The 15,301-nt window shown below is 41.3% G+C and carries 11 protein-coding genes; 4 read left to right on the top strand and 7 right to left on the bottom strand.

Annotated elements, in window-relative coordinates; all coding sequences use genetic code 11:
• Positions 1-99: 99 nt before the first annotated feature.
• The 4 genes from ACN6MY_RS06465 to ACN6MY_RS06450 form a co-directional block, all read right to left on the bottom strand.
• On the bottom strand, positions 100-894 hold the full coding sequence (locus tag ACN6MY_RS06465) for an HAD family hydrolase (protein ID WP_419883231.1): 795 nt from the start codon (positions 892-894) through the stop codon (positions 100-102).
• Positions 895-1,058: 164 nt separating this feature from the next.
• Complete coding sequence (clpP, locus tag ACN6MY_RS06460) at positions 1,059-1,643, bottom strand: ATP-dependent Clp endopeptidase proteolytic subunit ClpP (RefSeq protein ID WP_419883230.1); 585 nt, start codon at positions 1,641-1,643, stop codon at positions 1,059-1,061.
• A gap of 28 nt (positions 1,644-1,671) precedes the next feature.
• On the bottom strand, positions 1,672-2,373 hold the full coding sequence (locus ACN6MY_RS06455) for a sigma factor-like helix-turn-helix DNA-binding protein (RefSeq protein WP_419883229.1): 702 nt from the start codon (positions 2,371-2,373) through the stop codon (positions 1,672-1,674).
• 95 nt (positions 2,374-2,468) lie between these two features.
• Positions 2,469-4,271: a pyruvate kinase gene (locus tag ACN6MY_RS06450; protein ID WP_419883228.1), complete on the bottom strand. Its 1,803-nt coding sequence runs from the start codon at positions 4,269-4,271 to the stop codon at positions 2,469-2,471.
• Between the two features lie 436 nt (positions 4,272-4,707).
• Here ACN6MY_RS06450 and ACN6MY_RS06445 point away from each other — a divergent pair, with 436 nt between their 5' ends.
• Both ACN6MY_RS06445 and ACN6MY_RS06440 read left to right on the top strand, forming a co-directional pair.
• Positions 4,708-5,703, top strand: coding sequence for an aldo/keto reductase (locus tag ACN6MY_RS06445; RefSeq protein ID WP_419883227.1), 996 nt, complete (start codon positions 4,708-4,710; stop codon positions 5,701-5,703).
• 85 nt (positions 5,704-5,788) lie between these two features.
• Positions 5,789-6,241, top strand: a complete 453-nt coding sequence (locus tag ACN6MY_RS06440) for a GNAT family N-acetyltransferase (RefSeq protein ID WP_419883226.1) — start codon at positions 5,789-5,791, stop codon at positions 6,239-6,241.
• 117 nt (positions 6,242-6,358) lie between these two features.
• On the opposite strand, the gene ACN6MY_RS06435 is transcribed toward ACN6MY_RS06440, so the two are convergent.
• Positions 6,359-7,666 (bottom strand): glycosyltransferase family 2 protein, encoded by a 1,308-nt coding sequence (locus ACN6MY_RS06435; RefSeq protein ID WP_419883225.1) that lies wholly within the window; start codon positions 7,664-7,666, stop codon positions 6,359-6,361.
• Positions 7,667-8,278: 612 nt separating this feature from the next.
• Between ACN6MY_RS06435 and ACN6MY_RS06430 the strand changes: the two genes are divergently transcribed.
• Positions 8,279-9,778 (top strand): malate:quinone oxidoreductase, encoded by a 1,500-nt coding sequence (locus ACN6MY_RS06430; RefSeq protein WP_419883224.1) that lies wholly within the window; start codon positions 8,279-8,281, stop codon positions 9,776-9,778.
• A 1,026-nt stretch (positions 9,779-10,804) separates the two neighbouring features.
• Here the strand turns inward: ACN6MY_RS06430 and ACN6MY_RS06425 are convergent.
• A complete protein-coding gene (locus ACN6MY_RS06425; RefSeq protein WP_419883223.1) occupies positions 10,805-11,875 on the bottom strand; it encodes a glycosyltransferase in 1,071 nt (356 codons plus the stop codon).
• A 163-nt stretch (positions 11,876-12,038) separates the two neighbouring features.
• Positions 12,039-14,048: a collagen-like protein gene (locus tag ACN6MY_RS06420; protein WP_419883222.1), complete on the bottom strand. Its 2,010-nt coding sequence runs from the start codon at positions 14,046-14,048 to the stop codon at positions 12,039-12,041.
• Between the two features lie 686 nt (positions 14,049-14,734).
• On the opposite strand from ACN6MY_RS06420, the gene ACN6MY_RS06415 reads away from it, so the two are divergent.
• Complete coding sequence (locus tag ACN6MY_RS06415) at positions 14,735-15,196, top strand: NUDIX domain-containing protein (protein ID WP_419883221.1); 462 nt, start codon at positions 14,735-14,737, stop codon at positions 15,194-15,196.
• Positions 15,197-15,301: the final 105 nt, after the last annotated feature.

Below are 15,301 nucleotides of genomic sequence, written 5' to 3'. Positions count from 1 at the left end.
TTTTATATCTAAATGATAAATCTTTACAGAGTTTTCAGAGAAATTCCGCCGAATTTCCGGACTTCTGACATTCCAGAAAGTTTTTTGCCGAATTACATGCTAAAGAGATGCCTTCAGGGATTTAAGAATAGAGTGAAGCTCTTCCAAATGGCTGATTTCATAATCAGGGCTTGCTTCTCCCTGTTCTTTTCCGCTTCTATTAACCCAGACGGATTTCACCCCTGCGCGATTTGCGCCAAGAATGTCTGTCATCAGATTGTCTCCAACCATGATGGCTTGATCTCTCTCCACCTTAAGGCTTTCCAGGGCATGCTTAAAAATAGCAGGATCCGGCTTTCCTTTGCCAAAAGCCCCCGAAATGATAATTTCATCAAAATACGGAACAAGCTCAGGTGTAATGCTCAATTTAGTTTGCTGAAGTTGGGGAGATCCGTTAGTTAACAGCAACAGCTTATACTTGCCTTTCAGTTCATCAAGGACCCTTAGTGATTCTTCATATAAAAAAGGGTTTTTCCTTCGCTCCTTTGGAAAACTTTCGGCAAGCTCGAAGCCGAGATCATCATCTTGAATGCCCATTGCCTGCAGCCCTCTTGTCCAGGCTTCCTTCCGGTACATCGGTACAATTTCCCTCATTTTACGGAAGCTGTCTCCCTCGTCCAAAAATTCTCCCCATAATCCTTCAAAAGGATTAATGCCGATCATTTGGGTAAAAGGGTAGGTTTCATATGAAGCATACAGTTCCCTCGCTTCTCTTCTTACTGCCTCTTCCAGCTTTGCCGGAGATATATCATAGGTCTCCAGGACCCTTCTGCAAGTTGCCGAAAAAGCCTCCTGAACGCTTTTTTGATCCCAAAGAAGTGTATCATCCAAATCAAAAAAAATCGCCTTTACCATAACGATGCCACCTTCACTTTTATGTATTTTTTCTTTATGCATGTTATATATCTTTTTCCTGAGCCCTATAACATTTTCTTTACAGAAGGGCAAATACCCTTTTTATCCCGGAAAACTGCAAAAAAGCTGCAAGAGTAAATTCAACTCTTACAGCAAAAAGGCATTCAATTTATCTTTTTTATGATCTCATCGATAATCCCGTATTTCATGGCCTCCTCTGCAGTCATAAAGTAATCTCTGTCGGTATCATGAGCAACCTTTTCCTCCTGCTGTCCTGTTCTTTCTGAGATAATCTTATTAATGTGCTTCTTTAGCTTCAGGATCCGGTTTGCCGAAATTTCAATTTCAGTGGCCTGCCCCTTCACTCCTCCAAGCGGCTGATGAATCATGATCTCGCTATTTGGAAGCGCACATCTTTTCCCCTTTGTGCCTGCCAATAAAAGCATAGCTCCAAACGAGGCAGCCATCCCTGTACAAATGGTGCGGATATCGGGCTTGATATATTGCATGGTATCATAAATCGCAAAGCCTGCACTTGTGGAGCCGCCTGGACTGTTAATAAAGATCGTAATATCTTTATCCGGTGCATCTGCTGCTAAAAATAACAGCTGTGCCACAACACTGTTTGCCAAATGGTCGGTAATTTCTTCACCAATCATAATGATCCGGTCTTTTAGAAGACGTGAATATATATCATAAGAACGCTCTCCGCGGCTTGATTGCTCGATTACATATGGTATGGTGCTCATTTTTTCATCCCCCCGTATTTGTTTGGCTTTAAGCAGCCATAGAGAGGAAGCATGATGGTGAGGAGATTGAACGATTCGCTGCATAGCTATGTCCGGAAGTTTTGAGTTCGCCTGCAAGAGAAGGAATGCTTGGGATTGCCTTAATTAAGATTTCCGGATCCTGATTTTTCACAGCCTGCAGGATGAGCTCTGCAAGCTTCATTTCTTCTTCGTCTTTCCACAGTGCATGTTCAAACCCGGAAAGATCTTTATTTTCCCTGCGCTTCTTTAACCGCTTATTCGCCCTGTGCAAAGCTGACTTAACCGCTGTTTCTGCTGTATGAAGAAGATCGGCTATTTCGCCGGATTTATACAGAAATCCTTCTTTCAGTGTGAAAATGACTGCCTGCTTCGGTGTCAGCAGGAGGGTGAGAAATTCAATGCATTCCATACAGGCATTCTCAGTCACCTTCTCCTGCAGATCTTCTCCGCTGTTTGACAGTACTTCTCTTTTTCTTTTCCTGATCGTATCAATCCAGACATGTTTTGCAATGGTTTTTAAAAGCGGCAAGCTTGCTTCTCCTTGATAATGCTGGATCCCCTTTAATACAGCTTCCTGTGCAAGGTCATTCCCCTCCCACTCGCTTTGTGAAAGAAACCGGCAAAATCTTTGCAGTTCATGATAAACATCATCCCAAGTGTCCTTTCCCTGATTAAGCCTCTGCACATAATCTCTGCGCTCGCTAGTCATTCTGCTCACTCCTTTGGCACCTCTCTGTCTCTTAAACGTTTGAGACTTTAAAAAAGATACGGCGCATAAAAAATTATTTAAGGTGTTACTGTACGTTAAAGCGGTAAAAATAAATTCCGCGAATTGCTGATTATATCCTCGTTCTTCATAGCCATTACCTTTTTGATGAATATCACAGAATCTGCAATATGCTGGCCTTTGTTAAGCATAATACAATCTGCCTTTGCCCCGGCAAAAACATCCGTCAGCTCGGTTCTTGCAGGAATGCCTTTTTTGGTCATTTTTTCGAGCACTCCAGTTGCCCAGATGACAGGCAGATGAGCAGCACGGCACAAATCCAGAATGTCCTGCTGAACCCTGGCCAACTTGCTGTATCCAAGTTCAACAGCTAAATCTCCCCTCGCAATCATGATTCCAAAATGCTTGAAATCCATCCCTTCGAAAATGATATTGGTTAAATGGCGAATGGATTCCTTCGTTTCAATTTTAGCTACGATTCCAATTCTGCGGTCTGTAAGGCTCCCCAGATAATCCGCAAGCTTTTTTAAATCCTGGGGACGGTGTACAAATGATAATCCTATAATATCTGCTTTTTCATGAATGAAGTTAAGAGTTGTTATATCAGACTCTGTTAAAGCCGGCACATTCAGATAGACAAAAGAATCAGGAAGGTTTATTCCTTTTCCGGCTTTCACCTTTGCCGCTTCACTCAAAGGCGTAAGTATTTTTGTTTCAATGAAATCTTTTTCTATCCCAATGACCTTCCCTGAAATCTTGCCATCATCCATATATACGTTATCTCCAAGTCTTACATTATATAAGGCCCTGGGCAGTGAAATTCCAATTGAGGCAGGCAGGTTACCGCGGGCTGGCATTCCTTGATAACGGTCAGATTTGTAGATTCTGAGAACATCGTCTCTTTTCAGTACGATAGCCGCAGGTACTTCTTCAAAGTTCGTTAACGTCCACTGCTCCTTTTTGCAAATCAGTTTTGTATGTTCATTAAAAGATGCTGTTTTATTTAACTTGACCATCAAACATGAAGAATGCACAGTATGTACTACTGTAAGAATTCTATTTTTTCCCCTGCTGTCTTTAAATAGAATGCTCGTATTGTCATCAATATAGGTGAAGTCTTCACAATTAGCAGCCGTGAGCAAGAAAGAAAGATCATTATGACTTAAGGTGTGGCCTTTGCACACCAAATACCCGTATTGTGAATTCTCATTTGCTCTATCAACAGTGATTGTAAGGTCTGTCTTTTCTTTTGCTAATTCTCCAATTCTTATTTTAGGACCTGCCAAGTCCATATAAATTTTGCATGTATCCTTACAGCCGCTGTTCTCCTCTGCCATCTTTAGCTGTTCAATGAGTGCTGTCCAAACATGTATATCATCATGTGCACAATTGATTCTGGCAATATTCATTCCTCCTGTGAGCAGCTTTGAAAAAATATCGGGCTTCACTAACATGGAACGATCAAGAGTAACCATGATACAAGGAATGTTTTCACTCCCTGTTCCCCCAAATAACCCCTGCCTTCTGTGAGCCCTGGAGCTATTTGCTTCAGCAGGATGAACGTATGAAGCAGGATCGGGTTCAACACCATCTTCTCCAGATAGATTTACAATCATTTTATTTAGAGAATACAAAACATGCGGAATAAGATTATGGGTGGACGAAAGGCCTTCCTCTATCATTTTATTTTCCAGTTCAGCATCCATTCTTTTTTGGAAGGAGCGGAATGCACAGACATTAATTTTACTTTTTTCAGATAAAGAGATTACATGATCACTGCAATTCTTCGATATATCTCCCTCAATATCTCTGAAAAGCTGTATAAGATGATTCTTCAAGTTCTCCCGCTGTCCCGCAGGATACTCCCGTTGATCCGCCATTGCTGTTCACCTCCTGCACTAGATGCCATTGTATGCATAAGTATCTAGGAAAGTGTTGAAGCTGAACTTTGGAATAAATATGAAAAACATGATATTTTGTTTTTGAGAAGGAATGATTAAAATGAAAATTTCAAATCAATTAAGGAAATGCCGTTATTAAGGGATGACAGAGAAGAAAAAAAAGGCTCTTTTCTTAAAGATTGTTGTTTTTAATATGTTCTGTTAGGCAATCCCGTTGTTAAACCGGGTTGATTGGAGCGTAAGGTGCGAGACTCCTGTGGGATTAGCGGGATGGTGACACCCCGCAGGCATTTCTGCGGATGCTCACCTCCCGCCCCCAGAAAGCGAGTATTCTGGAGCGGAAATCAACCCCTTGTTCAATAGCAACAAAGTTTACGAAAACAGCCAAAAAAACAGAAAAAAAGGAGATGTTTACATGGAATTCACTCAAATAGCTGATACAGGAATGAAAGCTTCACGCATCGGGATTGGCACATGGGCAATCGGAGGATGGATGTGGGGCGGAACAAATGAGGATACATCCATTCAGACCATTCATGCCGCTCTTGACAAAGGAATAAATCTTATCGACACGGCACCTGTCTACGGATTTGGGACATCCGAGGAAATAGTCGGCAAAGCAGTCAAGAAGTACGGCGGCCGTGACAGCATCCTTTTGGCCACTAAGACCGCGTTAAACTGGAAGAATAATGAACCCTTCCGTGATGGCACAAAGCAGCGGATTCTAAAGGAGATAGATGATTCCCTCAAGCGTCTGCAAACCGATTATATTGATTTGTATCAAATTCATTGGCCAGATCCTCTTGTACCTATGGAAGAGACAGCGGAAGCCATCCAAAGCCTGTATAAATCAGGAAAAATCCGCGCAATCGGTGTCAGCAATTTCACTGTAAAACAAATGGAAGAGTTCAGAAAAATAGCTCCCCTGCATACCGCACAGCCGCCATATAACCTGTTTGAACGCGATATTGAAAAAGATATCCTTCCTTACTGCGAAGAAAACAACATCACCACGCTTCTTTATGGAAGCTTATGCAGAGGCCTGCTATCCGGAAAAATGGCTGCTGGCCAGACTTTCGGCGGAGATGACCTGCGGAATAATGATCCTAAATTCCAGCAGCCTCGCTTTCAGCAATATCTGCATGCAGTCAATCAGTTAGAACAATTGGCAAAGGACCGCTACGGCAAAGAAGTGATCCATCTGGCTGTGCGCTGGATACTCGACCAGCCTGGGACAGGTATAGCCCTCTGGGGTGCACGCCGTCCAGACCAGCTGGACGCCATCAATGAAATTACAGGCTGGACTCTGACAGATGATGACAAGGCAGCCATTGATAATATTCTGCATACCTCAATTAGTGACCCGATCGGCCCTGAATTTATGGCGCCTCCAACTAAAGAAGAAATTTAACATATATTGTAAGCCGGAATAAAGCTAACCATTCCGGCTTTTTGTTAAAATGAATTGAAGCTTAAGAGAATAGGAGGGAATAATCATGATTATTGTAAAGGACGATTTATCCAGGCGGGAAGTGATTGCATTGGTGAATGAGCATCTTCAGGGCATGACTCTGCAATCGCCTCCAGAGAGCATACATGCTTTAAAACTAGATGAATTGAGAAAACCCGAAATCACATTCTGGACTGCATGGGAAGGAAATGAATTAGCCGGATGCGGCGCGCTAAAAGAACTTAATCCTCTCCATGGTGAAATAAAGTCCATGCGCACCTCTTCTGCATACCTCCGAAAAGGAACAGCAAGAAAAATCCTCACTCACATCTTGGAAGAAGCAAAGCTTAGGGGATACAGGCGCTTAAGCCTGGAAACCGGTTCTCAAGAAGCCTTCATACCTGCCAGAAGGCTATACGAAAGTGCTGGTTTCCAGTACTGCCCTCCCTTTGCTGATTATATAGAAGACCCAAATAGCGTATTCATGACGAAAGATTGAGCCAGGATAGTTTATCTGCCATCTATTTATGCGGGATAGGCATCCTTCTGCAGCGATTGCTGTTTCCCGGCCATCAAAAAAGCGCATGTCCCGCAGACACACGCTTTCCTAAATGCTTTATTTCCAAACCCTCTTTAATTTAAACAATTCCTGAACATAGCCCCATACAGATACAGGGCTCATAATCATCTGGTAAAATAGTACAAAAACAATGAAGCCAGATATATTTCTTCTGATTTTAAGATTTAATTTAGTAAACACTTTCTTTTGATAAAAATACAAAACAAAATAACTGACGAATGTTAATGGAAGCACCAATAGCGTTGTAAGTCCCACAATCCAATATACTCCAAAAAAGGCCAGCACAAGACCAGGCAGCCAAAAAAATGTAAAGGAGATATCTATATACGGCATGATATAGTTAACCGACGTTAGATATTTTGTAAAAATAGATGGCTGCTGCCAGGGCTTAACCTCTTTTAACCCTTCAATCATCCCTCTTGCCCACCTGCTCCTTTGTCTGCCTAAATGAACCAATTTTGTGGGAACCACTGTAAAAGCAACAGACAGCGGTTCAAAGAAAACCTTTCTTCCCTGTTTTAAAAATTTCCAGGTCAGTACAATATCTTCCCCGATTGCATCCGGCCACCCGCCGGCTTCCCGGATGGTATCTGTCTTAAATAAACTATATGCCCCTTGCGCTACCAATGTCCCCTGATACAAGCCCTGCAGCCTTTTAATAGACGCGATACTTAAAAAGTAATCCCATTCCTGCACCCGCGACCATAAGTTATCCCGGCTGTTTCTGACCAATATAGCTCCAGCCACAGCACATACATCCGGCGGTGCAGTTTTCATTCTTGCCACAATGTATCTGATTGCTGATTTATGCAATAAAGTATCAGCATCCAGTGTAATGACATATTCAGTATTTACGTATTTAATGCCTTGATTTAAAGCCGCATGCTTACCTGGCTCTTCTTCAATTTTAATCGATAGGTCTAAATCGATTTCTTGGGCTATTTTTCTTGCAGCCTCAATTGTCCCATCCTCAGAACCATTATCAATTAAAACTACTGAAATTCCCCCATCGTAATCTTGATTTTTGAGATATATTAAAGAATTTGCAATTCCGCTTTCTTCATTCTTTGCAGCAATTAGTACTGTTATTTCATCTTGCGGATTATCGGTCTTTAATTTTGGCTGTTTATCTATAAGCAGACTCGCTACCAAAAAAGCATTTAAATACCCTGGAATATAAGCTATTCCCGTTATGATAATCACGGCCATCATGATCCCTGCAACTCCGCTTAAATCACTTATCCAGCTTTTTGATAATACAATGGCAATGCATGTCCAGATAACAGCAAAAAGATGGCTGATATAGAATTTCCAAAGGACCGGTATATAAACCCTTTTTTTCAAAGGTATCACTCACTTCAGGCTTATATTTTTTCAAAAATTCCCCCTCCCTAAACTACCATAATAAATATTTTCAAATAAGTTTAAAATAATGGCTGAATTCCCTTTTTAAACTAAAACATTCTCTTTTTATGTCACAATCAGCAAAAAAGCACACCGCATAAATAGCGATATACTTTCGTGCTGCAGCAAAGATGGCTTCAGTTACAGAGAAAAAGGATAGAATCTTAAAAACAGCAGCGTATTTTGCTGCCTGCGGCCGTGGCAGGACCCACATTCCTAACAGCCCGGCAATTTTAAGGTGCAAAATAAGCACAATGTTTAAAAAGGTCTTAGACTGAATAAAGAATTTTGGCAGTTTTTTGCCATTCTGGTCTTTTTATCTGGGTTTTGTAAAAAAAATCTGTTAATCTTCTATTTAAAGGGGAAATTTGATGTACGTCATCGCTCTCCCCTTAAACTATATTTTAACAATATATTTTAATCTATAAATAATTGTAATATACTAATAATTGAGACTGGATAAGTGGACCAGGCAGCGCATTGCCATGGTTTGACGGCTAAGCAAAAGCGCGGCATCCTTTCGGCAAATTTTAGGGAGAAGGAGGGGTTACAATGAGCGGCAAAGAAACTAAAACAGACGTCATCTTAATTGGCGCCGGAATCATGAGTGCTACTTTAGGTACACTCCTGAAAGAATTAGTACCGGAATGGGAAATCAAAGTATTTGAGAAGCTCGAAAACGCAGGAAAGGAAAGCTCTAACGAATGGAATAATGCGGGAACAGGGCATGCAGCACTGTGTGAGCTTAACTACACTGTTGAAAAACCAGACGGTTCAATAGATATTAGCAAAGCTATTAATATTAATGAACAGTTCCAAGTTTCCATGCAATTTTGGTCTTATCTTGTAAAAAACAAGCTTATTAAAAATCCCCAGGACTTTATCATGCCATTACCTCATATGAGCATGGTACAAGGCGAAAAAGATGTAAAGTTTTTAAAGAAACGTTTTGAAGCGCTTTTAAGCAATCCTTTATTTAAGGGAATGGAATTTTCCGATAACCCGGCAAAGCTGATGGAATGGATTCCGCTTATCATGCAAAACCGTACATCGGATGAACCTATCGCGGCAACAAAAATCGACTCTGGCACAGATGTAAACTTTGGTGCCCTAACAAAGATGCTGTTTGACCACTTAAAGGATAAAAACGTTGATATCAAATACAAAAATAGTGTTGAGAATATTAATCGTACTAGTGATGGCTTATGGAAATTAAAAGTGCGGAATGTCGATAGCGGCAGTGCAGAATACCATACTGCTAAATTCGTCTTTATCGGCGGCGGCGGCGGAAGCCTGCATTTACTGCAAAAATCCGGTATTCCCGAAGGGAAACATATTGGCGGATTCCCGGTCAGCGGAATATTCATGGTATGCAAAAATCCGGAAGTTATAGCGCAGCATCATGCAAAAGTATACGGCAAAGCTAAGCTGGGTGCTCCTCCAATGTCTGTTCCGCATCTTGACACGAGATTCATCGACAATAAAAAATCGCTGCTATTCGGACCTTTTGCCGGCTTCTCGCCAAAGTTCTTAAAAACCGGATCCATGTTTGATTTAGTAACTTCCGTAAAGCCGAATAATGTGTTAACTATGCTGGCGGCTGGTGCAAAAGAAATGTCATTGACAAAGTACCTGATCCAGCAAGTAATGTTAACGAAAGAACAGCGTATGGAAGAATTGCGGGAGTTTATCCCGAACGCAAAGAGCGAGGATTGGGATTTAGTAGTAGCCGGACAGCGCGTACAGGTTATCAAAGATACTGCTGAAGGCAAAGGAACGCTTCAATTTGGGACCGAGGTTATTACTGCAGCAGATGGCTCGATTGCAGCATTACTTGGTGCTTCTCCAGGTGCTTCTACTGCTGTTCACGTCATGCTTAAAATAATTAACAAATGCTTCCCGCAGCAGATGAATCAGTGGGAAACAAAAATCAAAGAAATGATCCCTTCCTATGGTATGTCACTAATGGAAAATCCCGACCTTCTAGAAGAAGTTCATGCTTTAACAGCAAAGACGCTTGACCTGAACGAAAAAGAGCGAGTTTACACCTGATTCTCTGGAAGCTGAAACAAAGGCAATCGATAAATATTTAAGCAACCGGTTTCATCCGCGGAATTGTTTAAATGTATAGAGATTGAATAATGGAATGAGTGATTTTGTTATTTCGCACAACCACTTTATCATTCACAGCCAATGTTAACAAAGAACCAGAGAAGGAATGAATCAATAGTCATAAGCTAAGACAGTAATGAAATCGCTGCCAAACCGAGAAATGCTTCTCCTTTCATATTAACTCACACCTCAAGCAGCAGGGCTGATGTGAAAGGGGAAATTAAATGCCTTGCTTGATAAATTAATTTTGCTGCAGAAACTAAAATTCTTATTATATGGTCTTGAATCGTGAAGGAGCATCCGAACCTTAAACCCAAACACTTTCCGTAATCCTGTATTATGATTTCAAGAAAGTTAAAACTGCCGGATGCTCCTTTTTACTATGAAGACAATTACATAATATTATTCTAAAAAAAATACCTTTTCACATGCCCCCCACCGCTCGCAGATTGAAAGTGAAATAATTTCTCTGTTTCCTGTTTACAGAAGGAATTATCCTTAATAAAAAATACTGCGACCTAAGCAATAAAGTGCCCCCGTCCCCCCTGTATATAGATAATATTTCAAAGGCTTTTTGAAATGGGTTAACACTATCAATATTTTTTCCATTATGACACTCCCTTTCAGGGATTAATACGAAAAGCCCCAATAAAAATCCTCTTATCTAAAAACAAAGTACCTTTCAAAGGTACTCTGTTTTTAGATTAATTAGTTATCCACTTTCACTTATGACATAATAAAAATGACTTTATAGTGTTACCAAGGTCACTCGTATGAAAATCATGAGATAAACCTTATTTGTTAAAAATCGGTGTGATCTTGGAACAATAAAAATTGCACCGATTCCCCAAAAACTTAATAAAGGAAAGATATACATAAAAACAAGATAGCACTGTTGTTCAGCAAGTTATTCGTTTGGGCATGCCCAGGTTTGTCCGCACTTCTGCCTGCTTGGAGTAACCACCTTCATTGTAAAAAATGTTCTAAATAACGCTTGTTATGAAGAATACTTGGGTGATCAGGAATGTATTGGCAGGCTATCTCGTTGTGTGCATAGGCTAGTGCATAGTTCTCTATTTGTGAGTAACAAACACATAATTGCAAATGCGGAAGCCAAGTCCAGCAAGCATGGCTAATCATCCCAAAATTGTCAGATGGCATTTCTAGTTGAGTGGCAAGTTTGTACCAAAAAAGAGCCTGGTGGAGCTGATTATTATGGAGGAATCTGTATCCTAGCCGGCAGCAAAAATCAGCTCGAGGTGAGCTATATTCAAAAGATTTTAATATGAAATGAAGTTCGTTTTCATGATCTTCTAATGCATTGAAACAATCTGCAAGCTTTGCGCATGCGGAAATGTTATCTTCTACCCAGCCCTTTTTTGTTGCTAAAAATTGTTTATAGTATTTGATTGCGTCCTCAAACTTTTTATGGTCAAACAGTTCGTTTGCAAAATAAAACAAGTCTCTGGGAGAGAATTGTTCACCCCGTTTAAGACGGTTTTCATAGATATGGAGATTACGGTCTGAGTCGTGTTGAATGCTACAATGGGTAACAGCAACCTCGCTGTGTAGAATATTTCCCCAAACTTCTAGGTACTCGTGTACCGCCCCATACCATTGGAAATTATTTATCCTTTTAACAAGGCGATTACGTCGCAGGCTGGCAATGACATTTCCTTTTTCATCAACGCTAAGATTATAATGCATGGTGACAGAATCAGTGGAAGGGTCGAGGGTTTCTTTTAACAATAAAAATTTTTTGCGATCATCGTCCATTAATACATCATCCGCATCTAACCAAAAAATGTAGTCCATTTTGGCGTGACTAAATGTGAAATTACGGGCTGCGGCAAAGTCATCAATCCAGCGAAAGTCGAGGACATGATCTGTATATTGAGAAACAATTTCTTTCGTTTTATCTGTTGAACCTGTGTCTACAATGATGATTTCATCGACGAGGTTTTTTACCGAATCTAGACATCTTGCGATAGTGTCTTCTTCATTTTTCACAATCATGCAAAGGCTAACTGTAATCAAGTTTAATGTGCTCCTTTAACCAAAGATTTTCCTATTTTTAAACTATGAAAAAAGACAATATAGGGTGTGGACAATCCTAATAAGTGAATTATAAGTAAACAAATCAATCGGCCACCTCAATTCAATGGTATACATAAAATTGAGGGGCGATTGATTTAAGCAACTAATTTAATTTTTTAAGGACAATAGAAGCGTTTACGTTTGTTTGTGTGCCTCCTGCCAAAGTCTGAAGGGTAACTGCTGCAGCAGAACTATGATTTCGAAGGGTAAGAACATCTCCCGCTGCTATAGCGATTATAGCCTGACCGTTGTTTTGCTGAGTGCCGGCACCTGAACCGTAGACAGTTCCCGCAACCAGCGCGCCATTTAAAAATAGTGCGAATTGGTTGGGTTCTACACCCGACACGGAGAAAGTAACCTCGTAGTCTCCAGGAACGGTAACTGCAATTTGTGTGGTTCCAGGGGCATGCGTAATTCCAGGCGTAATGATTCCATTTGTATCAAAAATGACATCCGCTTCTATAGCTACGACTCGTGCAGCTAGGTTGTAAATATATCCGTACTGGGATAACCCACCTCCAGTAGCTCCGGTCGCTCCTGTTGTTCCAGTGGCACCAGTGGCTCCCGTAGCGCCTGTTGCACCAGTCGGTCCAGCTGGTCCTGTTGCTCCTGTTGCTCCTGTAGCCCCAGTGGTTCCGGTTGCTCCTGTTGAACCAGTCGGTCCAGCTGGTCCTGTTGCTCCTGTTGCACCAGTTGAACCGGTTGCTCCTGGTGCACCAGTTACTCCAGCTGGTCCTGTTGCTCCTGTTACACCTGTAGCACCAGTGGTTCCAGCTGCACCAGTTGCACCAGTCGGTCCAGCTGCTCCTGTTGCTCCTGTTGCACCAGTTGAACCGGTTGCTCCTGTTGCGCCAGTTACTCCAGCTGGTCCTGTTGCTCCTGTTACACCTGTAGCACCAGTGGTTCCAGCTGCACCAGTTGCACCAGTCGGTCCAGCTGCTCCTGTTGCTCCTGTTGCACCAGTTGAACCGGTTGCTCCTGTTGCGCCAGTTACTCCAGCTGATCCTGTTGCACCGGTTGCGCCAGCAGGTCCAGTTGCTCCTGTTACACCTACACCTGTAGCACCAGTTGCACCAGTCGGTCCAGCTGGTCCTGTTGCTCCTGTTACTCCAGTGGCCCCTGTTGCTCCTGTTACACCTACACCTGTAGCACCAGTTGCACCAGTCGGTCCAGCTGGTCCTGTTGCTCCTGTAGCACCAGTGGTTCCCGTAGCGCCGGTTACTCCAGCTGATCCTGTTGCACCGGTTGCGCCAGCAGGTCCAGTTGCTCCTGTTACACCTACACCTGTAGCACCAGTTGCACCAGTCGGTCCAGCTGGTCCTGTTGCTCCTGTTACTCCAGTGGCCCCTGTTGCTCCTGTTACACCTACACCTGTAGCACCAGTTGCACCAGTCGGTCCAGCTGGTCCTGTTGCTCCTGTAGCACCAGTGGTTCCCGTAGCGCCGGTTACTCCAGCTGATCCTGTTGCACCGGTTGCGCCAGTGGCCCCTGTTGCTCCTGTTGCTCCTGTTACACCTACACCTGTAGCACCAGTTGCACCAGTCGGTCCAGCTGGTCCAGTTGAACCTGTAGCACCAGTGGTTCCCGTAGCGCCGGTTACTCCAGCTGATCCTGTTGCACCGGTTGCGCCAGTTGTTCCGGTTGCGCCAGTTGTTCCGGTTGCACCAGTCGGCCCAGCTGATCCAGTTGAACCTGTAGCACCAGTTGAACCTGTTGCTCCTGTTGCGCCAGTTGAACCTGTTGCTCCTGTTGGTCCTGTCGCACCAACAGGTACTTTTATTTCAACATTTACCTTTTGCTCTACATTGCAACCGCAATCTCGACATTTATTGTCCTTGCATCTACAATCTCTATGTCCACAATCTCGACATTTTTTGTCCTTGCATTTACAATCTCTATGTCCACAATCTCGACATTTTTTGTCCTTGCATTTACAATCTCTATGTCCACAATCTCGACATTTCTTGTCTTTGCATTTACAATCTCTATGTCCACAATCTCGACATTTTTTGTCTTTGCATTTGCAATCTCTATGTCCACAATCTCGACATTTTTTGTCCTTGCATCTGCAATCTCTATGTCCGCATTCTGAACACCTTTTTTCTCTACTCAAATTTCTTTACCTCCTTTTTTAAACTAAGGTATTTTATGAGACAAGCATTAAAGGTGTTTGGACAAGTATCTTAAAACATTCCTCAGTTTTGAATAAATGTGCTGCCCTTTTTTGTTTCATCCTTGCTGATTTACAAAATAAAGCTGCAAAGCAAAAATTCCTAACTCTTTTTTTAAAAACTTTGTGGTCACGAAATAGAATTGTATTTATGGCTGATCAGTATCTATTGGATTTTTTATTTGAGGATATGAATGGAAATGATATTAAACAAAAAAGCCCTTCTCCCAATTGAGAAAAAGTGGCTTATGTTTTCGAAAGAAGTTGTGGTACAACAACAGGATTTTCACCTCAATTATCCGTTTTAGATAAAGATGACGATTTTCAAAATGAATCGGGAAATACATAGGTCAAATAAAGACTTTTCTATTGAATGGATTGATGAAAAGAACCTAAAGGTTATTTATGATAAATCCTCTGAAAATTACGAAATGGATAAAAAAGTGAATGGGGTTAGGATTGAATATGTAGGTAAGTAAAAGCCTTTTATCTTCTTTCACTTCCATGAAAATTAAAAAAGCTCAAAAACTGAAAATGAGCATAACAAAATGGACCCATTAAAAACACTTTTTAAAAAAAGGCTGAGCCTCTGAGTAGTATCATTATTTTATAAGGCGGAGGGATTATTATTGGTTTATCATATTAGGGTAAGAGCGTGTGCACTCATATTAGAAAGCGATTCAATTCTATTGATTGAATTTAATGATGAAAATGGGCTGCATTATAACCTGCCAGCAGGTGGAGTTGAACCTAATGAGTCAGTTGTTGAAGCAGTTCGAAGAGAAGCAAAAGAGGAAGCATCAATCGATGTAGAAGTTGGTCCTTTAGCTTTTGTTTATGAGTATGCACCACACTTAAACTCGAATAAATATGGAGAAACACACTCTTTACAATTAATGTTTGATTGTAAAATAAAAGACGGATATATTCCAAAGCTGCCAATCAATCCTGACAAAAATCAAATTGGTGTTAAGTGGATAAAACTAACCCAATTAAATGATATAGTTCTTTACCCAAATATAAGAATACAAATAATTAACTATGCAAAAAACAGAAAAAATATTGAGTTTACTGAAGAGTATAGACTTTAAGAATATGTATTAAACAACCTTCTTGATTAACTAACAGATGAGTTTATGGAATAACGAATAGCCGTTTAAATATATAAAAGAAAGGGAGCATGCTTGTTTTTAACA

This window comes from Peribacillus sp. B-H-3 (assembly GCF_048572925.1).
Taxonomy (GTDB): Bacteria; Bacillota; Bacilli; order Bacillales; family DSM-1321; genus Peribacillus.
This window is presented reverse-complemented; position numbering and strand designations above follow the sequence as displayed.